Origin of the sequence: Aromatoleum petrolei (assembly GCF_017894385.1) — a bacterium.
Taxonomy (GTDB): domain Bacteria; phylum Pseudomonadota; class Gammaproteobacteria; order Burkholderiales; family Rhodocyclaceae; genus Aromatoleum; species Aromatoleum petrolei.
In genome coordinates this window covers 3215830-3236937 of record NZ_CP059560.1, presented here as the reverse complement: position 1 = coordinate 3236937, position 21108 = coordinate 3215830, and the positions used below count along the sequence as shown (strand labels likewise).

General features: G+C 60.3%; 19 protein-coding genes. 2 read left to right on the top strand and 17 right to left on the bottom strand.

Annotated elements, in window-relative coordinates; translation table 11 throughout:
* From ToN1_RS14720 to ToN1_RS14675, 11 genes are all read right to left on the bottom strand, one after another.
* Window positions 1-939, bottom strand: coding sequence for an NAD-dependent epimerase/dehydratase family protein (locus tag ToN1_RS14720; protein WP_169207950.1), 939 nt, complete (start codon window positions 937-939; stop codon window positions 1-3).
* Window positions 936-2615, bottom strand: coding sequence for a hypothetical protein (locus ToN1_RS14715; protein ID WP_169207949.1), 1680 nt, complete (start codon window positions 2613-2615; stop codon window positions 936-938). The genes ToN1_RS14720 and ToN1_RS14715 overlap by 4 nt, the downstream gene beginning before the upstream one ends.
* 2 nt (window positions 2616-2617) lie before the next feature.
* The gene (locus tag ToN1_RS14710) at window positions 2618-3364 is read right to left on the bottom strand and encodes an SDR family NAD(P)-dependent oxidoreductase (RefSeq protein WP_244860787.1); all 747 of its coding nucleotides are present in this window, start codon (window positions 3362-3364) and stop codon (window positions 2618-2620) included.
* A 2-nt stretch (window positions 3365-3366) separates the two neighbouring features.
* Window positions 3367-4557 carry an FAD-binding oxidoreductase gene (locus tag ToN1_RS14705; RefSeq protein ID WP_210147823.1) on the bottom strand — a complete coding sequence of 397 codons (1191 nt, stop codon included), beginning with the start codon at window positions 4555-4557 and terminating at the stop codon, window positions 3367-3369.
* Window positions 4558-4661: 104 nt separating this feature from the next.
* Window positions 4662-6122 (bottom strand): UbiA family prenyltransferase, encoded by a 1461-nt coding sequence (locus ToN1_RS14700; RefSeq protein WP_169207947.1) that lies wholly within the window; start codon window positions 6120-6122, stop codon window positions 4662-4664.
* Between the two features lie 1026 nt (window positions 6123-7148).
* Window positions 7149-7577 (bottom strand): DUF4124 domain-containing protein, encoded by a 429-nt coding sequence (locus ToN1_RS14695; RefSeq protein WP_169207946.1) that lies wholly within the window; start codon window positions 7575-7577, stop codon window positions 7149-7151.
* A 286-nt stretch (window positions 7578-7863) separates the two neighbouring features.
* Window positions 7864-8193 carry a hypothetical protein gene (locus ToN1_RS24790; RefSeq protein WP_244861064.1) on the bottom strand — a complete coding sequence of 110 codons (330 nt, stop codon included), beginning with the start codon at window positions 8191-8193 and terminating at the stop codon, window positions 7864-7866.
* Window positions 8194-8617: 424 nt separating this feature from the next.
* Window positions 8618-9457: a DMT family transporter gene (locus ToN1_RS14685; protein WP_244861063.1), complete on the bottom strand. Its 840-nt coding sequence runs from the start codon at window positions 9455-9457 to the stop codon at window positions 8618-8620.
* Between the two features lie 61 nt (window positions 9458-9518).
* A complete protein-coding gene (locus ToN1_RS24915; protein WP_280516642.1) occupies window positions 9519-9653 on the bottom strand; it encodes a hypothetical protein in 135 nt (44 codons plus the stop codon).
* An 18-nt stretch (window positions 9654-9671) separates the two neighbouring features.
* Entirely contained in the window at window positions 9672-11210 is a 1539-nt protein-coding gene (locus ToN1_RS14680; protein ID WP_169207944.1) for a helicase HerA-like C-terminal domain-containing protein, read from the bottom strand.
* 64 nt (window positions 11211-11274) lie between these two features.
* A complete protein-coding gene (locus ToN1_RS14675; RefSeq protein ID WP_169207943.1) occupies window positions 11275-11910 on the bottom strand; it encodes a hypothetical protein in 636 nt (211 codons plus the stop codon).
* Between the two features lie 181 nt (window positions 11911-12091).
* Here ToN1_RS14675 and ToN1_RS14670 point away from each other — a divergent pair, with 181 nt between their 5' ends.
* Window positions 12092-12820, top strand: a complete 729-nt coding sequence (locus ToN1_RS14670) for a YebC/PmpR family DNA-binding transcriptional regulator (protein WP_169207942.1) — start codon at window positions 12092-12094, stop codon at window positions 12818-12820.
* Window positions 12821-12891: 71 nt separating this feature from the next.
* Here ToN1_RS14670 and ToN1_RS14665 read toward each other — a convergent pair whose 3' ends face one another.
* The 6 genes from ToN1_RS14665 to frdA form a co-directional block, all read right to left on the bottom strand.
* Window positions 12892-14895: a cytochrome C gene (locus tag ToN1_RS14665; protein ID WP_169207941.1), complete on the bottom strand. Its 2004-nt coding sequence runs from the start codon at window positions 14893-14895 to the stop codon at window positions 12892-12894.
* A 107-nt stretch (window positions 14896-15002) separates the two neighbouring features.
* Window positions 15003-16304, bottom strand: a complete 1302-nt coding sequence (locus ToN1_RS14660; protein ID WP_169207940.1) for an ethylbenzene dehydrogenase-related protein — start codon at window positions 16302-16304, stop codon at window positions 15003-15005.
* A 119-nt stretch (window positions 16305-16423) separates the two neighbouring features.
* A complete protein-coding gene (gene frdD / locus ToN1_RS14655; RefSeq protein WP_169207939.1) occupies window positions 16424-16792 on the bottom strand; it encodes a fumarate reductase subunit FrdD in 369 nt (122 codons plus the stop codon).
* Window positions 16789-17196: a fumarate reductase subunit C gene (locus tag ToN1_RS14650; protein ID WP_169207938.1), complete on the bottom strand. Its 408-nt coding sequence runs from the start codon at window positions 17194-17196 to the stop codon at window positions 16789-16791. The genes frdD and ToN1_RS14650 overlap by 4 nt, the downstream gene beginning before the upstream one ends.
* Window positions 17193-17957 carry a succinate dehydrogenase/fumarate reductase iron-sulfur subunit gene (locus ToN1_RS14645; protein ID WP_169207937.1) on the bottom strand — a complete coding sequence of 255 codons (765 nt, stop codon included), beginning with the start codon at window positions 17955-17957 and terminating at the stop codon, window positions 17193-17195. The genes ToN1_RS14650 and ToN1_RS14645 overlap by 4 nt, the downstream gene beginning before the upstream one ends.
* Window positions 17950-19752, bottom strand: coding sequence for a fumarate reductase (quinol) flavoprotein subunit (gene frdA, locus ToN1_RS14640; protein ID WP_169207936.1), 1803 nt, complete (start codon window positions 19750-19752; stop codon window positions 17950-17952). Before frdA ends, ToN1_RS14645 begins: the two co-directional genes overlap by 8 nt.
* Before the next feature lie 331 nt (window positions 19753-20083).
* Here frdA and ToN1_RS14635 point away from each other — a divergent pair, with 331 nt between their 5' ends.
* A complete protein-coding gene (locus ToN1_RS14635; protein ID WP_169207935.1) occupies window positions 20084-20965 on the top strand; it encodes a DMT family transporter in 882 nt (293 codons plus the stop codon).
* The last annotated feature ends 143 nt before the right edge of the window (window positions 20966-21108 follow it).

Below are 21108 nucleotides of genomic sequence, written 5' to 3'. Positions count from 1 at the left end.
TCAGAACTCCAATAGTACGGCGCTGTACCGCGGATCGTTAAAGGTTTCATCCACGGCCACCTTGAACGGCGTGTAGGGCACCCCGAAAATTTGTGGCCAATTGATCACCTCGAATTCATCCTTTGCACTCAAGGCTGCCAACTGCTGAGTCGTAAAAGGGGGATTTTTGTCAAACAAGCCCCATACCCACAGCAGGGCATAGAACAGCGCAAACGGGATACGCAGGATGATCGTCTCAGACCGCGTGGCGCATTTGATCTCGCGGATCATGTCGATGTAATCAACCTTCTCGTGCCCTGAGATATTGTAGATTCCACCGCGGATGCGGTTCTCAATGCAACTAATAATGATGTTGGTAAAATCCCCGACATAAAGCGGCTGGCGCACGTAACGTCCGTGCCCAGGAATCGGGAAAATCGGCACTTTCTTCATGAAGCGCGACAACCACCCCAAGTGCTTTCGGTCGAACCAACCGAACATCAAGGTCGGGCGCAACACCGAGCAGGGAATTCCGCTCTCCAACACCATTTTTTCCTGATCCTTCTTAGTGTTGGTGTAGAAATCATCCGCCACCGACTCGACGACCGAGGAACTGATGTGCACCAGATACGGCACATTGTTGGTCTTGATGGCATCAAGTACGTGTCGGGTTGAATCGATGTTGTTACGAACAAATTCCTGATATTTGTAACCACCGATTTGTGCCTGGAGCATTACGACGACATCGGCGCCGACGAAATGGCGCTGCCAGTCACCTGGCTCAGCTAGGTCAGCATATTCAACCGTGACGTCCGGTTGCACCTGCTTAAGAACCGCCACGTTCGCACGATGCTTATCGAGAACGACTATGTTTGAGTAACCCCTGGCCTTGAGGCGAGCGACAAGATTTTGACCAACAAGGCCTGCTCCGCCTGGCAAAAGAATTTTCTGTTCCTTCATAGTGCTGACCTCTTCCACTTCGCGATAGACGTTCTGGCGAATTGAAAGGCGTTAGAAATCCCAAGCGACGATATAAGGAAATACACCGGAACAATAGCAACGGCCTCTTTGAAGCGTATCCCGATAATCATGTAGGATGCCAACACATAACATAATAACCCGCCCGTCAAAATCACTCCATTCAACTTTGTCCTTAAGTTGACGGCCGTTAATAATCCGATAACAGCAATTAAGTTAAAGATAAAATATATAAGTGATGATGATTTAATTGCATTAAACATATCCATGAACTTTACCCCCCAGAAGGATAAAATCTCGGTTGGATTATAGTAAGGTGCGTAATATGGGCTTCCCAAATCTTTGGGCGGAAACAGTTTAATGGTTCCCGCAACGAAATCTGGTGCGCCAAATGAAGCCCCCAGCGGTTCGGAATATATTGGGAAAGTCACTCCGTACGGAATTTCCCTGAAAGTCTTCCACAGACCAGATGTGACTCGCTTTAGATAGTAATCTGGGTGATCCCGAAGCGCCTCAAAATATACTAAGATACCCAGCCTATCCGCCCTTGCCTTGCCATAATAATTGTAAAGCGGGAGGGATGAGTTGTTAGCAGTAACCCCAGGGGGTAACGGGGTTTGTTTTGCTATACTTATTAAATCATTCCTATCGAGGACCATTAAATTATCGTATTTGTCCTTGTACCCCTCCAAAAAATCGCCCGGATTTCCCCAGTCTAATTTACTCCAATCTGTTGGAGTTATTCTAACAAGGGATACGTAACGCAATGTGTTTATCCCCATGGTTTCAGGGTTTTTAGTCAGATAATTTGCAGGCAGAGAATCCGTTAAAATCCATGCATGGTCAAAAGTGAGCTGTTTTGTTCCGGCAGTCTTATAGTGATACTCTGACGCATAAATATGCACAACAACGGAGAATATCAGGGTGGATGCTATAATTTGCGAAACTTTAAAGAACCAGCCTTTTCGTTCGAAAAGAATAAAGCCTAATAGCGCCGGAGCTAACAATAACGAGTTGTACTTTACTAAATATGCTCCTGCGAATACTGCGGCTGAAAATGTGTAAGCAAGCGCTTTACGATACCCATCGAGAGTACCGGCATAAGCACTAAGCAATAATGAAAGAATTATGCCGTGCCCTTGCAGCCATTCAGGGCCGGCGGTATTAACCGCATTTGCAAATACGATACACGTCCCCCAGCCAAACGAGAACAATAGCGTAACAAGCGATCCGTAAGATTTGTAGCAAAGCCACAGGGCTACAAGATAAAGAATTAAATGTATGCCGAGCTGGAATTTCTGAATGGTGAGCAACCAATCCGTATCTGTAAGGTATTGCCCCCCTGTCGGTGTTATTGACAATAAGTCAAACAACAGATGTAAGGCAGCAGGATAACCAGATGCGTGAACCAAAAAAGACGACCCCTCCATTATCATTTTAAGATAATTAGAATAGTCATATAAGCCAACATTTATGGGGTATGTGGAAAATACGGCAAGATTAAAAGCCAGTACGACAATCAGGATTTTAATCATCCACTTACCGAAATATCCGGCTTTATTTGTTCCGCTTTGAGTGCTGGAATGACTTCTGTTGCATAACCGGCTATCTAAATGCAATCGCAGATCCGTAGCGGGGCACTGTTGTTCATCGATCATTCCTAGATATCCATCCGATTAAAGATAAAGCGTGGCAAATGGCGAACGATCATCATGATCAATATCCATTTTCGAGGTGTATAAATAAGCGGCGTGCCGCGTGCGACGCCTACAACAATAGTTTTTGCGACGTCTGAAACTTCGGCAAAATTGACCCCGTCAGCTTTGAGCCGTTCTGTCATCGGCGTATCCGTCGGCCCTGGTTTAATCAGGACAACCTTGACGTTCGTTCGGGCTAGGCGATGCTGCAAACCCTGCGCATATCGCGTTACCAGGCCCTTGGCGGCACCATAGACATAATTAGACTTGCGACCGCGATCTCCCGCGACCGAACCGATAATGGCCAAGGTTCCACGGTTCGCCCTCTGCATTGGATTGGCGAAGGCTTCTGCAAAAAGTGCCGGTGAAACGCCATTCACCGTAAGAACCTCTTCGCATAGACCCAATTCTTGCTGGCAATCCATTTGGTCAGGCAATGAACCATGTGCGATTAGCACGATGTCCGGCACCCCATCAGCTGTCACGCCTTCGACCCACTCGTGAATGCAATCTGGGTCAAGAAAATTTAGAACTTGAACGGTAATTTCCGATTGCGGGCTCCGCACCCGCAAATCCTGCGCCACCCGTTCGGTCTTTGTCTGATCACGCCCCGCGAGAACCAAAACTTTAGGTGATTCCTGGACCCACAATCGCGCACAATGTTCGGCCATGGCCGATGTTGCACCGACGATTACTATTTTTTTCAGCACGATTAACTTCCCATCAAGCGACGGGACATCGCAGAACTGATCCCTCGGTCGCGGTATTGCAAAAAATCACTGAGGCGCGGATACCCGGACTCGAACAGGTCGCGCGGCATGCGCGCATCCTTGGCCGCGTAAATTCGCCCTCCCGCATCGCGGACGATCGCATCTAGGCGGGCAAATAGAACATGCGTCCGCTCGCCATGATTGGGGAAGTCCAGCGCTAGCGTGACGCCCGGCTGCGTGAAGCTCATCATCCCGATTGGCTTGCGACTGCCGAAGGTCTTGAGTACACCCAGAAACGAGCCCTCTCCCGAGCGTGCAATTTCTTGGAGCATTGCTCGGACTGCATCCTGCCCGACGGGACGCGGCACGACACTCTGATACTGGTAAAAACCGCGCGGGCCGTAGATGCGGTTCCACTCGAGAAGGTTATCCAGCGGATAAAAGAACGGTTCGTAGTGAATCCGTGACTTGCCACTCTTAAGTGCTTGAAAATGGTAATAGGCAAAGTTGAACGGTTTCAAGGTCGCACGGTTGACCAATGAAATCGGCGGCACCATCGGTACCGTTTTTTTGCCCTGCTTAAGTTGTGGCCCCTCCTGAGCAGCAACATGGTTGCCGCGCATGAATATGCCGCGACCCTCACCGCGGGACATGCAGTCTATCCACGAGACTGTGTGCTCCCACGCCGCTTCGGATCCGTCGGCCAGCTTGAAGAAGGCATCAAGATTCGTATACGGGATATTCTCGGTTTCCAGCCACGGCCCGGCGATTTTCCGTAGTTGAATTCTGGCTTGCGCGATCAAACCGGTCAGCCCCATACCGCCCACTGTTGCGGCAAACCAGTCGGCCTTTTCAGTCGGGCCGCATTCGATCACTTCACCATTTGTCCGCAGCAGTCGCAGGGCAAGCACGTGGTCACCAAAAGAGCCCATGACATGATGGTTTTTACCATGGACATCGTTGGCGATCGCACCGCCGATCGTAATTAATTGCGTGCCCGGTGTAACCGGCAACATCCAGCCGCGGGGGACGAGTGTTTGCTGAATATCTCGCAACAGCAAGCCGGCCTCGCATTCAAGAACGCCGGTTTCATCATCGAATGCGATGAAGTGATCAAGCCCCTTTGTTGTCCACAATACTCCGTCCGGATTGAGGCAGACATCGCCATAGCTGCGGCCATTACCGTAGGCCAAGCCTAACTCTTCAGAGAAAACCGGCAGCCGCATTCTGTCAGAAAGCGGCACGACGGAGTGCTTGAAAGTGCCAAGGCGCCCCCAGGAAGAAACTGCTACCATGACTAGCCGACTGTTCCGATGGTAAGGAACAACGCGAACGCCGCCCCCGCAGACAAACTGGCCTTATCCCTGACTGCAAAAATCAGGGGGTCGTCATGCATTTCCCCACGATGCGCACGTAGCCAGACCCAACTGATCCAGAACAGCATGACCGGCACAGTGCCCCAGACCCAATGCGGGCTCTGGTACATGCGCAACACGTCTTCGCTGTTCAGATACAACGCCAATACCAGCACCGAAGAGAAGCCAGCGGTGACTCCTAACATCTGCACTAGCGGCGCATCGTCTGTCAAATAGCCCCGCCCGTGCGCCTTGTGCTTGCCGTGCAGCAACTGCACCTGCAACTCCGCAAAGCGCTTGACGAAGGCCAGCGACAAAAAAAGGAAGACCGAAAAGGCCAGCAGCCAGAACGACAGCACCATGCCCACGGCGGCCGCACCAGCGACGATGCGCAAGGTGTACAACATGGCAAGGGTTAGGCTGTCGATCAGGACAAGTTGTTTCAACTGGATGGAATACAGGCAAGTCACCCCGAAATAGGCGACCAGCCAGGCTAGAAAAGGGGAACTAACTTGGGCAGCAACAAGGAGACTGACGGCCAGCAAAACCGGCGCCAGTAATACGCCCTGCCAAACTGGCACCGCACCGGCTGCGAACGGGCGCTTACATTTTCGCGGATGCTGACGGTCACTCTCTAGGTCGAGCAGGTCATTGGCAATATAAACTGAGGAAGCGCAGAGGCTAAATGCGACGAAAGCTAGAAGCAGCGCCATCCAGGCTTCGCCATCTGCAACGCGGTGCGAGGCAAACAGGGGGACGAACAATAAGGCATTTTTCAACCACTGATGTACGCGTAGCACCTTTCGCCAGACCGCGAAGCCAGAGTTCCGCCCCTCAAATACCGCCTCTACTTCGGCACAGGCTTCAGCATCACTTTGTACTTGGCCAGATGCATTGACGATAATGGCCCGCCGTGCGTGCTCCCATACTGCAAGATCGGCACTAGAATTACCGGCGTAGTCAAAACCTCTTTCGCCAAAGCGGTCGACTAAGGCTTTGGCCTTGTTTGCGCCCCCAAGATTTACCATGCCATCGCTGGATATTACTTCATCGAAAACACCAAGATGCCGCGCAATAGGATCGGCGATAGAATGATCTGATGCAGTGCAAAGAATCAGTCGGCGGCCTAATGTGTGTTGTTGGCGTAGCCAGTCGACAAGATCAAGGTTGTAGGGCAAAGTGGCTGGATCGAACTCCGCCCGCATGGCAACATTTTGCTTGAGGTTAGCCTTGCCTCGAAGCAGCCAAAATGGAAGGCATAAGGAAGCAAGGGGGGCAACTCTGAGGATGCCAAGAACTGTCTCATGTAGCATGTCAGAGTAGATCAGGGTGCCGTCCAGATCAACGCAAAGCGGCCGGTGATGATCACTCCCTGCAATGCTGCTTAGGCTCAATGACGCCATAAATGACTCTCCGATGAAGGGAACAAACCTAGGCCTCCTTTTGCTTTGACTTCGACGAGGCTGAAGTCGCCAGTATCAGCCTTTCCCGAAGCTTTACAGGTGGTAGAACGCTCGAGATTGCCGCCTCTGCGAGCACGACGAAGTTGATGAGGAGTTTATTTAACTTTGTCCGGCAGCGACGAAAACTTTGCCGTCAAGAACCCCGTCCACGACCGAAACTACAATCATTCACCCGACAGAAAACCGCGTTATTGTACCGCATAGCACCACAGCCATGACAGACGAAACCTTCTGGTTCTCAGAGCGAAGCAGGTACAAGAAGGCAGTGATGGTGGTGATCTGACTTGGATTGTCGACGGAGGCCACGTTAAGGGTGAGTATATTTTGACTTGCTAGGAGGCGGGGATCCGGGCCATCGCCCCGAAATCCAGCATCTAGGCGGCCAAGGCAAAGGCCCGCTTCGACGAGACGATTTAATCAATGACCTCGCGCCCTACAAATACCACCGGGCGCCGGGCCTGCGCCTCGTCTGGCGCTTCGCCAGCCTCGAAGGCGGTCCGATGATCAAGCATTACTGGAGTTCAGACCGTTCGCAATGTGTCATCAATGTGCAATGTACGCCGAGTGACTATCGGCGCGTGAGCCGCTGGGAACACCGAGCGGTGCTCGATGCCGGGGAACGCGCTAGCTGGATTGGGTGCCCGACAGCATGCGCATTCGCCGAGTTCAGGAACGCGAGCCGCAGCTTTTGATGTTCGCATATTCTCGGCGATCGACAGCTTCCGATTCCTGTCATTGACATATCAGCGCACTGTTCGCACTTTGCGACAAGGGCAAACCTGCCTTTCGGCCAAATTCGTAGATCGCCGACAGGACACCGACTTGTTGGCCGGTGACTGAGTAGCCACCCACCGGTTGAATCCGCACCGACAAGCAGCTTCCCGGCTTCCGACTCCACCTCTTAGCGAAGTGTACGGCTGCAGGCCACACATCGTGGTTTTCTGTGGTTTACCTCTACGGTCTCCGCTACCGGCTCCCCAAGCACTCCCGAAAATACTTGTCTCGGAGCGCGCGAGCCTGATTGCGGAGTTGCTCCCGGTAGTGGAACGGGTACCACCAGTTCCGCGCCTGCTTCTCGATCCGGTCAGCCTTCGCGGTGTAGTCGTTGCACTGCTCATCGTTGCGAACGGCGACCTTCGTCCTTGAGCTTTCCTCGACGCGCGCCAGCGCCTTGTTCCGATCGCGTTCGGCCTCGACACCCTGAACGAACTCCCGTTCGGCCGCTGCGCGCTCGTAGGCCGTCACGCGGTCGCGGTAAGTCGGTTGGTCAGGTAGCAGGTCCATCGGCGCGCTGTTGGGATTTCCCTTGCACGGATAGTCCTGATAGACGACCTTGCCGTCGCCTTGCTTGCACTTGAAGACTTCCGCGTAAGCGGGCGGCGACGCCGCGCACACGAAGAACGCGAGGACGTAAGCGCAACGGTCGTTTCATGGAACTGTCCCAGCGAAGCTTTCAGGACACAGCATTATGGGGGCCACTGTCTTTGCAGGAAATTGCCTAAGGGACATAGACGTAACTGCCTCAAATCGTCATCGGCCGCCCTTCCACGGGCGGGCCTGTCCTGGCGAATCCGATTATACTGGTGATTCATACAGCATTCATTGCCATGTTCGTTCGCGTTCGCCGTCTTCGTCTTGCCGGCCGCCGGATTCCAGGAGAACGGGCCGGTGCGCCGGAGCATCAGGTCCTCGGAGATCTTGAATCGGTCGGAAGACAGTTCGTGCTCCGTCCATATCTGTCGAACGGCGACGCCTGCACTCTCTTCGACGGGCGGGTCGTCGCCATCCTTCCCGTGATCCGGTCCATGATGGCCGCGAGCAGCACGACCGCCAGTCCGGACTCAAAGCCGAGGCCGATGTCGAGGCGCGAGATGCTCGTGAGCACGTCGTTGCCCAGACCACCCGCGCCGACCATGGACGCGATGATTACCATCGAAAGTGCCATCATGATGGTCGGGTTGATGCCGGCCATGATGGACGGCAATTCCCCGGGAATCCGCACCTTGAACAACAACTGCCAAGGCGTGCAGCCAAAGGTGATGCCCGCCTCGACCTGCTCGCTGTTGACCTAGCGGATTCCGCGGCTCGTCAGTCGCACCACCGGCAGCATCGCAAAGATCACCGTCGCCAACACGCCCAGCACCTTGCCCAGACCGATCAACATCGCGGCGGGAATCAGGTACGCGAAGCCGGCATCATCTGCATGAAGTCGAGGCCCAGACGCACGACAGATGCCGCGCGATTGCACTTGGCGGTCCAGATGCCGAGCGACTCGTGGGAGATGGCCCCGAAGCCTTGCTGTCCCAGGTGTTGTTGGAGTACGAGCGGCTCGAATAAGCGTGGGCGGAGTTATTTTGCCCTATCCCTATTGGAGTGCGCTTAATTTGACACAGTCCTTACCCGACTTTACCCCGTTCCACTGTGTCAGGACCCGATTATCTCTTACTGATTAACGCAACGCCGACGATAACGATAGCTGCCCCCGCAAGTTGCCAAAATGACAGCGGCTCGTCGAGAAGCCACGAGCTAAGGGCAATCGTTGCAACGGGGCCGAGCATTCCGATCATCGATGCTCGCCCTGCTCCGATGTGCTTGATGGCAGCAGACTGCATAAATACCGGAACCACCGTAGAGAAGACCGCCATGCCAAGGGCCAAGACATAAATTTGCCACGGCTGATTGAAGATCTCTGCCCATGGCCTAGAGAGCAGGTAATGCGTGAGGGTAGCTACCGTCGCAATAGCCATGGCCAAGGCGGTGAAACGGCCACCACCCAGTCTGCCGATGAGCTCGCCTCCTCCCGCCAAGTAAATTGCGTAGGCCAAACTTGAAAGGAAGACCAGCGCCGTGCCTGTCCAAATCGCTGTGCTATCTGCGGCCAGATGCAGATCATGCGCGAAGGCAACCGCGATTCCAACGTATGTCAACAGCAAGGCCAACCAGTCGCGGCGACTCAAGCGCTTTCGCAAGAAGATGACGCCGATCAACAAGGTAAGGCTGGGGTAGGTGAACAGGATCAGGCGTTCCAGTCCTGCCGATATATAGGCGAGCCCCCAGAAGTCCAGAATGCTCGCGCCGTAATATCCGGCCAGTCCGACCCCAACCAAAGCAAGCCAGTGTTTCAAGCCGAGAGTATTCGCGCCTCGGGTATGGAGCGCCGCAATTCCGAAAGCCGGTGCGGCGAATAGCATGCGGAGCGCCAATAGCGTAACCGCGTCGACCGCGGTCCCTTGAAGGGCGGGGTTGGGCACTGCGTAGGCTAGCTTTACGAGCACGGCTTTTGCCGAGAAGCCGGCCGCGGCCCCGACGGCAAGCCAGAATCCAAGCCTGTAGTTTTTAGGATCCGACACTGACCGGCCCCGGATTTTTCGTGTACTTGACGAAGTTCTTGACGAAGATCGCCTTGAACGAGAATCCGATCGCACCGAGCGTCGCGAACAGCAACCCGGCGCGATTCGAGGCGAGGCTCATCCGCTCAGTTTGGGCGCCTCATCGGCGGCGCCCCCCCAGCAGCGAACCGAGCAGCCCGCGAACGATCTCGCGGCCGACGGAGCTGCCGATCGTGCGCACGACGGTCTTCGCGGCGATCTCGACCAACCCCTCGCGCTTGCCGCCGCGCGGCCCGGTGGAGCCGAACAGGATGTCGCCCATGCCGCCCAGCGCGCCGCCCCCCGTCATGCCGCCACCTTCCTGCGCACCGGCAGGCGCTTGACCCGCGGGCGCTCCGGCGGACGCTCCCCCCGCGCCGGCGCCCGCCTGCGCGCGCAGCATCTCGTAGGCCGATTCGCGGTCGAGCAGCTTCTCGTAATGCCCGTACAGCACCGATCCCTCGATCACGGCACGGCGCTCGTCCGTCGTCATCGGACCGAGACGCGACGCCGGCGCGATCACGAAGGCGCGTTCGACCACCTCGGGGCGTCCCTTGTCGTCGAGGAAGGACACCAGCGCCTCGCCGACACCCAGTTCGGTGATCGCGGTCGCCGCGTCGAAGGCCGGATTCGCGCGCATCGTCTCGGCGGCGGTCTTCACCGCCTTCTGGTCACGCGGCGTGAAGGCGCGGAGCGCATGCTGCACGCGGTTGCCGAGCTGGCCAAGCACCGTCTCGGGCACGTCGAGCGGGTTCTGCGTCACGAAATACACGCCGACGCCCTTCGAGCGAATCAGCCGCACGACCTGCTCCACTTTCTCGACCAGCGCCTTGGGCGCCTCGTTGAACAGCAGGTGCGCCTCGTCGAAGAAGAACACCAGCTTGGGTTTGTCCAGGTCGCCGACTTCGGGCAGCTGCTCGAACAGCTCCGCCAGCATCCACAGCAGGAAGGTCGAGTACAGCTTGGGCGAGTGATAGAGCCTTTCCGCGGCGAGGATGTTGATCACCCCGCGGCCCTCGCCGTCGGTCTGGATCAGGTCGGCCAGATCCAGCATCGGCTCGCCGAAAAACTGGTCGCCGCCTTCCTGCTCGAGCGCCAGCAGGCCGCGCTGGATCGCGCCGATCGAGGCAGCCGAGACGTTGCCGTACTCCGTCGTGAAGGACTTCGCGTTGTCGCCCACGTACTGGATCATCGCGCGTAGGTCCTTGAGGTCCAGCAGCAGCATGCCGTTGTCGTCGGCGATCTTGAACACCAGCTGCAGCACGCCGGCCTGCGTCTCGTTGAGGTTCAACAGGCGCGCGATCAGCAACGGCCCCATGTCCGAGATCGTCGCCCGCACGGGGTGGCCGAGATCGCCGAAGACGTCCCAGAACACCACGGGGTTCGCACGCGGCGCGTATTCGGTGATGCCCAGGGCGGCGAGGCGCTGCATGAGCTTATCGGACGCGACGCCGGCCGCCCCGGCCCCCGACAGATCGCCCTTCACGTCGGCCATGAACACCGGCACGCCGATGGACGAGAAGGCCTCGGCCATCTTCTGCAGCGTCACGGTCTTGCCCGTGCCGGTCGCACCCGTGATCAGGCCATGGCGATTGGCGAGGCGGGGCAGCAGGGTGATGTCCTTCTGGGCGTTCTTTGCGATGAGCAGCGGGTCGGCCATTTCGAAATGCCTCTCTTGTTCGTTTGTGGCGGATTCAGTGTACCAGTGGCCAAGCGGACGTCCGTCACGGCGGGGAACGGAAATCACACAGGCTCACGCAGCGGTCGTAGGCGTCCTCGCACGCGACGTTGTGCGGAGCACAGGACCATAGCCGCTCCCCGCACCCGCGTACGCAGGCATTCCATTCGGGCTTGGCCCGCGTCGGCCGCGTGAGCAGGTGCTCAACTGCATTCAGCGTCGCGCAGGTGCGCAGCGTGACCGTCCGTGGCGGCCCCGGTACGCGCTCCCACTCCTCGGCAGAGAACTGTAGCTCGCGTTCGAGCGCGTCAATGCGCCCCGCGTCAAGCAGCCCCGAGCGCAGCAGCGACTCGAGACCATGACAGTCTGCGCGCCGCGCGTCGCCCTCGGTCCGGTTGCCGTCGAGCGGCAGGCCGAGGTTGTGGCGGGCACACTCGTGTGCAAACAGGAACAATCGCGACTCGGGCGTCAGGCGCGGCAGGACTGCCTCGTTGTAGCGGATCGCGGGCGCGGCGCCGGAAAGACTCGCGACCACCTGATCGAGCGCCGGATCGCTCACCGCGGCCACTGCGCGGCCGGCGGAATCGGTGCAACCGTGGTAGCTCGTCTGTTCCTCGGCAAACGCCCCTCCCGCCACGCACAGCTGCGCGATTACCGCGCCCAGCATGAGCTTCCGCCGCATCGTGCCTCCCATTCCCACCAAGCCGGCCTTCCGGCAAGGGATGTCGAAAAATGATGACAGGAATCTACCAGAGCCGACCGGCTTCGGCACGGATCACGCCCGTGAAGACGTGTGCGGTGCGCGGGTATAATGCGCGCGGTTCTGTTCATTCAACGCCACCCGGCAGGATTCGAGGTTTTTTATGGCTGGTCATTCCAAATGGGCCAACATCCAGCACCGCAAGGGCCGTCAGGACGCGAAGCGGGGCAAGGTCTTCACCAAGCTGATCAAGGAAATCACCGTCGCCGCGCGCATGGGCGGGGGCGACCCGAACTTCAACCCGCGCCTGCGCCTCGCCGTCGATAACGCGAAGACGCAGAACATGCCGGGCGAGAACATCGACCGCGCGATCAAGCGCGGCACCGGCGAACTCGAGGGCGTGAGCTACGAGGAAGTGCGCTATGAAGGCTACGGCATCGCCGGCGCCGCGGTGATGGTCGACTGCCTCACCGACAACAAGACCCGCACGGTCGCCGACGTACGCCATGCCTTCTCGAAGTACGGCGGCAACATGGGCACCGACGGCTGCGTCGCGTTCCAGTTCAAGCACTGCGGCCAGCTGATGTTCGCCCCGGGCACGAGCGAGGATGCACTGATGGAGGCCGCCCTGGAGGCCGGCGCCGAGGACGTCATTCCCAACGACGACGGCTCGATCGAAGTCGTCACCGCCCCGTACGAATTCTCCACCGTGAAGGAAGCTCTCGAGAAGGCAGGCTTCAAGGCCGAGTTCGGCGAAGTGACGATGAAGCCGCTGAACGAGACCGAACTCGAAGGTGACGATGCGGTGCGCATGCAGAAGCTGCTCGACGCGCTCGATTCGCTCGACGACGTGCAGAACGTGTACACGTCGGCGGTGATCGACGAGGAATAAGCCCCTCCCGTGGCGCCGCGGCGCACCAAGGAAACAGGGCCGGACATCCGGCCCTGTTTGCTTTCTGGCTGTCAGTGCGAACTGAAGAAGCCGATCGCGACCAGCGTCAGCAGCGTCAGCCCGGCCACGATCAGCGTGAAGCCGAGGATCCTCGACCCCAGCGCCATCGGCTGCGACGGCGCATCGACGATGTACTTCTCCAGCTCCCCGCTCTTCATCAGGCGCTCGTACTCGAGCGCGTGCTCGCGGCGATATTCCGCGATCGGCATCGAGCCCGTGAACATCACGACCTCCAGCGGAAACTTGTCGGGGCGGAAGTGGTTGTTGAAGAAATGCACGGTGAACAGGAACACCACCGCCAGGAAGGCTTCCTCGCTGTGGAAGATCGCCGCGACGTTGAACACCCAGCCGGGCAGGAAGGTGGCCGTGAGCGTCGAGGCCCACATCAGCAAGCCGCTCACGCCGATGATGGTCACCCCCCAGAACGGCGCCCAGTAGTCGAACTTCTCCCAGTAGGTCCAGCGGTCGAACACGGGACGCTCGCCCTTGCCGAAGAACCACCTCAGCATCGCGATGAAGTCCTTGCCGTCCTGCAACCCCGGCACCAGCGAGGTGGGGCCGAAGATGCGGAAGTCCTTCCAGTTGCGCGCGAGTTTCACCGCCACGTACGCGAGGTGCCAGAAGAACACGCTCGCGAAGATCACCGCATTGACGCGGTGGACCGTCCCGGCGACCTGCGGACCACCCAGTGCCTTCATCAGCGGCGCCGCCCAGGGCGCGTCAGGATAGAACAGCGGGATGCCAGTAAGCGTCAGGATCATCAGGCTCAGCGCGAAGCTGAGGTGGGCGATGCGCCAGGTCGCGGAGAAGCGGCGGAAGTGCTTGCCCGCGAGCCTGTCGCCGGCGAGGCCCGGCGCGTCGGCGCGGACGTGCGGGCGCACCTTGCCCTGCTGGCGGTCACGCAGTTCGCGCCAGAACCACAGCAGCGTGTGCAGCCAGAAGAAGCCGAAGGTCCCGATCAACAGCTGCACCATCAGCTGGTTGGCAAGCCACATCTGCGGATAGCGATCGAAATCGCCCGTATGGCCATGAGGCTGGAAGCTGGCGAAACCGGGTGGCGCCTCGGGCAGATCCTTCTTGCCGTTGTGACACTCCTTGCAGGTCTTCATCCGGTTGTCCGGATGCACCTTGGAGTCCGGGTTTTTCACCGCCAGCACGTCGTGACTGCCGTGGCAGTCGAAACACTTGGCGGTGTAAGCGTAGCCCAGCGTGTTGATCTGACCGTGGTAGGTGGCCTTGTAGGACTTGAAGTTCTCCTCGTGGCAGTTGCCGCACTCGGCTGTCACCGCCAGCTTGAACGGAGCGAGCGAGGTATTGCCGACCGCATGTGCGCTGTGGCAGTCGCTGCACACGGCAGCCTTCGCGTCCTTCTTCTGGAAAATCGCCTCACCGTGGATCGACTCCGTGAAGGTTTCGAGCGATTCCTCGTGGCAACTCTTGCCACAGGTCTCGGGCACCCCCAGGCGCCACTCGGCGTGCTGCGGCGAGTCCTTGGGCGGGACATTGAAACCATGGCTGCTGTGACATTCGTCACAGCTGGCGTTCGGACGTGTGGGATCGTCGGCGTTCTTGCGCGCGTGGAAGGACTCTTTGTACGCAGCGATGTTGTCGGCAACCACACCGAGGCGCGACCTGTCCTTCGCCGTCCCGTCCTGCTTGGCGCGCTCCCACATCTCCTCGTGGCAGGCCGCGCAGTCCTTGGCCTTCCGCGCCGGATCCCGGCGATGGGCATGATCCGTCTCGGCATTGTCGGTAATGTCCACGTGACACGCGACGCAGTCCATCTTCGCGTGCACACCTTGCGCAAATGCATCGGGCGGCACCGTGTGCAGTTCACGCGACTCGCCGTCGGCACCGGGAACCGCGATCGCCATCTTGCCGGCAGCATGGCAGCTCAGGCATTTCTGGTTGTCGAGCTCAGGCGGTGCAGCCTGCGATGTTCCGACGACGCCGGCGAGTAGTGAAACCAGGACGGCGGCCACAGCCGCGCGTAGATCGAAACGGTTCAGTCGCATGGTCGAGCGTCCGCAAGGGTCCGTGAAAACGCCGCGACAGGCGCGGCGTTGTACATCGCAAGCGATCGCGGAACCCGGACTTGCCGGATCCCGCTCCCCGTGCCGCCTTACGGCAGCTTCACGGCTTTGATGTCGGCCTTCGCCCCGAAACCGATCGTCTTGACAAAGGACACCTGATGGCCGCGCGTGGTGATGTTGTCATCATGCACGGCAAACCCGACGTTGTATACACCGCCGGCTTTAAGGGCTTTGTCATCGTCATTGGCAAGGCCGAGCGGACGAATCATGACGACCGTCCACACGCCGTCCTTCCAGCTCGCGATGGCGTTGTTGTCGGCGGCCGAACCCTTGGCGTCGGCGCGGCTCACGACGTAGTCGGGAATCATGTCGCCTTCCTTCCAGCCAGCGTTCGGATCGAAGGGCACGGCGTTCTGTTCCCGAATCAGGAAGTGGTTGCCATTGCGTAGCTGGTCTACGGTGATCGACTTGTAGCCGACCTTGCTCGCGTCCCACATGAACTTCGGTTGATGCGTCTTCGCATCCGCATTGCCGCCGAACATGTCCTTGCCGGAATCGCTGAGGCGGAATTCCAGCACATAGCCGTCGTCGGTCATGCCGACCGGATTGCTGCGGTGCGCACGCCACTGGATCAGGTCGACGAAGCCGCCTGCCGCCTTTATTTTGGCGATGTCCTCGACACTCTTGCCGGTCTTCCAGTCGGACGGATCGGTGCGCGTGTCGGGCAGGTACTTGCGCACGTCGCGCTTCTTGATCGCCTGCAACAACGCGTTGTTGGCGGCCTCATCCTTGGTGAACTGCTTCGGCATGTCGCGCTGGCCGTTGTGGCAGGTGAGCCAGCAGCCCTGGTTGGCGAAGCCCGGCACCTTGCCATCGTCGATCATGACCGACATGCGGTCCTCATACAGGGGCATCTCCACCCCGTCCTGCACCGGCTTGTCGAGCTTCGGGTAGCCGAACACCTTCCACTCCTTGCCGTCGAAGCGCAGGTACTGATGCTCGGTGCCCGGATAGGCGTTGTCGGTGTGCCACTGGAAGCGCAGATAAGCGTTCTTCGCGTCGTACGCGGCCTGCACCTTGAGGGCCTTGTAGCCGGACTTGCCTTTGACCGGATGCGGCTCGAGGCGACCGCCCTTGACCAGTTTCTCGCCGATGTCCTTCTCGGCATCCTCCTCATCGTGACAGGAGGTGCAGGAATCGCCGCGCTTGACCTCCTTGACTGCCCCCTTGTGCTCCTCGCTGCGCAGCCATTCGTAGGACGACTGGCCGGGGAAGAACAGTGGCACCGTCACCGCCGGAATCTTGCCCCAGTTGATCTTTGCTGGATCGGCGGCCTGCGCCGCACCAATGCCCAGAAGCGCCAAACTCACGAACAATGCCGTTTTCTTCATTTGTGTTCCCCTTTTTCGCTATGACATGAAGGCCCGACGAATCGGGTCCAACGCGATTGCGGGCCAAGGCCCGCGCAGTGCGAAGACATGCTCCAGTCCCCTCCCTTCGGAGGGTCCGCTCAGAATCCTGACGCCATCAATAGCCATGCAGTTACCATGGTTGCGAGCAAGGCAAGGCCATAGCAGGCAACCTTCAGGGCGAATCCGGCATGCACGCCAAGGTCGTGCAGGCTGTGGAGGATGCGATGCATGGCGTGCCACATGAACAGCGCGATCACGATGAACAGCACGCCCTTGCCCGCCCAGTGCTGTGCGAAAGCCTGCATGCGCGGCCAGCTCATCGCGTCCGCGGGCACGATGAATCCCAGCGGAACGGCGATTCCGGTGATGAACACGAGCACCGGACCGAAGAGCGCCGCCAGCATGCCGCCCGCGCCGAACAGCCCCCAGAAGATCGGCGCATGGGAACGCCTGGAGATCGGCTTCATCGCGTCGCCCCCCAGACGAGGATCAGCACCGCGAGGCTGCAGACTACCGCCGCCGCAAGGCCGCAGGCGGTGATGAGCGCCGGGGCGACGCGCTTGCCGCCCACAAACAGCGGCGGCATGGTCCTGGGCATGATGCGGAACCACGTCCAGCAGTGGTACGAGATGGCCGCCAGCAGCGCGGCGTGGAAAGCGACCGACGCGGGACTGCGCAGCGCCTCGAGCCACCCGTTCCACGCCGCCTCCCCCTGCGCGAGGCGCATCACGCCGACCAGCAGCACGAGGGCGTAGGCGGCGACGAAGAGTGCGGTCGCTTCGTGGATCATGTATTCGACGAAGAAGGGGTTGCGGCGCCACCACCCGGCCATCGGACGTACGTAGGGACGGCGCGAATCGGACGTGTTCATCGGGCGCCTCCCTTGGGGGTGACAAGTCTGAGGAAGTAATCCCCAGCCGCACGCGTCTTGTTCTGGTTCACGGCGTTGGCCGGATCGACGTGCTTCGGGCACACCTCCGAGCAGTAACCGACCGCGGTACAGTTGAAGACACCCGCCTCCGAGCCCGCGACCTCCATGCGCTCTGGGGCCGCGCCGTCACGCGAGTCGGCGTTGTAGCGGTGCAGCAGCGCCATGATGCCCGGCCCGACGAAGTCGGGATTGAGCCCGTACTGGGGACACGCGGCATAGCACAGCAGGCAGTTGATGCAGGAGCTGAACTGCTCGTAGACATCGAGTTGGGCGGGGGTCTGCAGGTACTCGCCCTGTGCGAGGGACCGTTCTTCCTTGGGGATGATCCAGGGCTTGATGCTTTCGAGCTTGGCGAGGAAGTCGTCCATCCGGATCACGAGATCACGCTCAATCGGGAAGTGCGCCAATGCCTCGACGCGCACGCTGCCGGCGGGGAAATCGCGCAGGAAGGTCTTGCACGCGAGGCGCGGCTCGCCGTCTATCATCATCCCGCAGCTGCCGCAGATCGCCATGCGGCACGACCAGCGGAAGCTCAGCGTGCCGTCGAGCCAGTCCTTGATGTACTGCAGGCCCTGCAGCACCGACATGTCGTCGGTGAAGGGTACCTCGTAGCCCTGCAGGAAGGGCTCCTCGTCCTGCTCGGGGCGGTAGCGCAGGACCTCGATGCGGATAAGCTTCCCGTTGCCGCGCGATTCAGACACGATTCGCCCCTCCCTGCAGCGCCGCCCGCTCCTGCTCCGCCTTCTCGCCGGCGGCGCCGTAGGCGCGGGTGCCCGGCGGCAGGCGGGTGATTTTCACGTCGCCGTAGCCGATCCGCGGTGCGTCGGCGCCGGCGTGGTACGCCAGCGAGTGTTTGAGGAAGTTCGCGTCGTCGCGCTCGCCGAAACCGTCGAGACGCTGGTGTGCACCGCGCGACTCGCGCCGCTCGAGCGCAGACCACGCCATCGCCTGCGCGACCTCGAGCTGGTAGCCGAGCTCGATGGCGAGCAACCAGTCGGTGTTCCACACGCTCGACCTGTCCTCGACCCGCACCCGACGATAGCGTTCGCGCAATTCGGCAAGCTTGTCACAGGTCGCCTGCATGTTGCCCGCGTCGCGGTAGATGCCGCAACCGTCCTCCATGCTCTGCGCCATTTCCTTGCGCAGGGTGGCGATGCGCTCGGTGCCCGAAGTGTTGGTGACGAGAGCGAGCGCGCGTTGTTGCGACGCCTCGGCCTGCTTCCGCAGCACATCGGTCGGACCGGCTGCGACCGATTTCGCGAAGACAGCGGCCTCAACCCCAGCGGTCTTGCCGAACACGCACAGTTCGGCCAGCGAGTTCGAGCCCAAGCGGTTGGCGCCGTGGATGCCGACGCTGGAACATTCGCCGGCCGCGTACAGCCCCGGCAGCGGCGCGGCACAACGGCCGTCGACGAGGATGCCGCCCATCGTGTAATGCACGGCGGGGCGCACCGGGATCGGCGTCAGCGCCGGATCCACGCCGAGGAACTCCTCGGCGAGCTCGTAGATCTGCGGCAGCCGCTCGCGCAGCTTGGCTTCACCGAGGTGACGCAAGTCCAGATGCACGACCGGTCCGTGCGGGCCGTCTATCGTGCGCCCCTTCTGCTGTTCGTACCAGAAGGCCTGGCTGAGGCGGTCGCGCGGGCCGAGCTCCATCGCCTTGTTCCGCGGAGTGGGCTCCGCCGGCCCGAGCCCGTAGTCCTGCAGGTAGCGGTAGCCGTCCCGGTTCAGTAGGAAGCCGCCCTCGCCGCGGCACGCCTCGGTGAACAGCAGGCCCGTGCCCGGCATGCAGGTGGGGTGGTACTGGACGAATTCCATGTCGCGCAGCGGCACGCCGTGGCGATACGCGAGCGCCATGCCGTCGCCGGTGACGATTCCGCCGTTGGTGTTCTCGCGGAACGCCCGCCCGGCGCCGCCGGTGGCGAGGATCACCGCATTGGCCTGGATGAGGGTGAAGCGGCGCGAGGCGATGTCGACGACGACGACCCCCTGCACGCGCCCGTCGTCGACGATCAAGTCGAGGCAGAAATGCTCGTCGAAGCGCCGGATCGACGGGTACTTGAGCGAAGTCTGGAACAGCGTGTGCAGCATGTGGAAGCCGGTCTTGTCGGCAGCGAACCACGTGCGCTCGATCTTCATGCCGCCGAAGGCGCGCACGTTGATGTGACCGTCGGCCTTGCGGCTCCACGGGCAGCCCCAGTGCTCGAGCTGCACCATCTCCTCGGTGCAGCGGGCGACGAAATCCTCGACGACGTCCTGCTCGCACAGCCAGTCGCCGCCGGCGACGGTGTCGTGAAAATGGTGTTCGAGGCTGTCGTGGGCCTGCACGACGCCGGCCGATCCGCCCTCGGCCGCCACGGTGTGGCTGCGCATCGGGAAGACCTTGGACACCAGCGCGACCTTCAGCGACGGGGCGGCCTCGGCTGCCGCAATCGCGGCACGTAGGCCCGCTCCGCCCGCACCGACGATGGCGACGTCTGCCTTCCAGGCATCCATGGCGCTTTCCCCTTATTGGGTGGGCCCGGCAATGGCGCGGGCGCCAAAAGTTCGCTGCTGCACCCAGAAGGGATTCGACACGCCTTCAGGGGTGCGAAAACGACCGTATTCTTCTTATATATACCAACGTCACGGAACACACTATGACGTTGTTGCAATCCAGTGTAACTCCCGCGCTACGCGCCCACAATGTCCGCATGGTTGAAATATGCCGGATATGCGACAAAATTCATCGAATTGCCGTTCTGTGAAGAGGCGCACGCATCAACGTGCATGTAAGATCGGCTACTTCCGCCCTGCCGGGCCCGCACACGCACGTTCCCGACACGCCATGGCCACCCTCCATCCCCGCCTGACCGCCGCTGCCCCGCTCCTCTTCGTCCTGCTGTGGAGCACCGGCTTCATCGGCGCCAAGTTCGGCCTGCCCTACGCGGAGCCGCTGACCTTCCTGAGCACCCGCTACGTACTGGTGATCACGCTGATGGGCGCGCTGGCATTTACCATGCGCGCCCCCTGGCCGCGCGACTGGCGCCAGGTCATGCACATCGGCGTGGCCGGACTGCTGGTGCAGGCGACCTACCTGGGCGGGGTGTTCATGTCGATCGACCGCGGCCTGCCCGCGGGCGTCTCGTCCCTGGTGGTCGGCATGCAGCCGCTGCTGACCGCACTCGGCGCCGGTTGGCTGCTGGGCGAGCGGGTCACGCCGCGCCAATGGACGGGATTGGTGCTGGGCTTCGTCGGTGTCACGCTGGTGGTGAGCAACAAGGTCGCGGTCGGCATGTCGGCGGCGGAGCTGGGGTGGATGCTGACACCGGCGCTGACGGCGCTGGGCGGCATCACCATCGGCACGCTTTACCAGAAGCGCTTCTGCCCGCGCTTCGACCTGCGCACCGGCTCGGTCGTGCAGTTCATCCCCAGCCTGGTCGTCACCAGCCTCCTCGCAACGGGCACCGAGACGATGCACATCGACTGGAGCGGCCAGTTCGTGTTCGCGCTGCTGTGGCTCGTGCTCGTGCTCTCGCTCGGCGCGATCAGCCTGCTCAACCTGCTGATCCGCAGCGGCAGCGCCGTCAATGTGGCGAGCCTGTTCTACCTGACTCCGCCCACCACAGCGCTGATGGCCTGGCTGCTGTTCGGCGAAACCCTAACCGGGTTCGCGCTCGCCGGCATGGCCGTCGCCGTGCTGGGGGTATGGCTCGCCCGCAAGGTTTGACGCCCCGCTGCACGAGCGGGCGCACCCTACGCCCCCGTCCGCCCCCGCTTCCGCGGGCATACCCCTGCTCCGCATAAGTGATATCCACAATGCGGAAGTACACACTGCCCATGATCGCCCTCGGTCGAAATAATCGCGGCCAC

Bases quoted from the DNA above. Each gene is read 5' to 3' on its own strand.
- ToN1_RS14660 (WP_169207940.1), bottom strand. From the start codon at position 16,304: ATGAAGAAAACGGCATTGTTCGTGAGTTTGGCGCTTCTGGGCATTGGT.
- ToN1_RS14675 (WP_169207943.1), bottom strand. From the start codon at position 11,910: ATGCGGCGGAAGCTCATGCTGGGCGCGGTAATCGCGCAGCTGTGCGTG.
- ToN1_RS14715 (WP_169207949.1), bottom strand. From the start codon at position 2,615: ATGATCGATGAACAACAGTGCCCCGCTACGGATCTGCGATTGCATTTA.
- ToN1_RS14700 (WP_169207947.1), bottom strand. From the start codon at position 6,122: ATGGCGTCATTGAGCCTAAGCAGCATTGCAGGGAGTGATCATCACCGG.
- ToN1_RS14680 (WP_169207944.1), bottom strand. From the start codon at position 11,210: ATGGCCGACCCGCTGCTCATCGCAAAGAACGCCCAGAAGGACATCACC.
- ToN1_RS14720 (WP_169207950.1), bottom strand. From the start codon at position 939: ATGAAGGAACAGAAAATTCTTTTGCCAGGCGGAGCAGGCCTTGTTGGT.
- ToN1_RS14670 (WP_169207942.1), top strand. From the start codon at position 12,092: ATGGCTGGTCATTCCAAATGGGCCAACATCCAGCACCGCAAGGGCCGT.
- ToN1_RS14635 (WP_169207935.1), top strand. From the start codon at position 20,084: ATGGCCACCCTCCATCCCCGCCTGACCGCCGCTGCCCCGCTCCTCTTC.
- ToN1_RS24915 (WP_280516642.1), bottom strand. From the start codon at position 9,653: ATGAGCCTCGCCTCGAATCGCGCCGGGTTGCTGTTCGCGACGCTCGGT.
- frdD (WP_169207939.1), bottom strand. From the start codon at position 16,792: ATGAAGCCGATCTCCAGGCGTTCCCATGCGCCGATCTTCTGGGGGCTG.
- ToN1_RS14665 (WP_169207941.1), bottom strand. From the start codon at position 14,895: ATGCGACTGAACCGTTTCGATCTACGCGCGGCTGTGGCCGCCGTCCTG.
- frdA (WP_169207936.1), bottom strand. From the start codon at position 19,752: ATGGATGCCTGGAAGGCAGACGTCGCCATCGTCGGTGCGGGCGGAGCG.
- ToN1_RS14650 (WP_169207938.1), bottom strand. From the start codon at position 17,196: ATGAACACGTCCGATTCGCGCCGTCCCTACGTACGTCCGATGGCCGGG.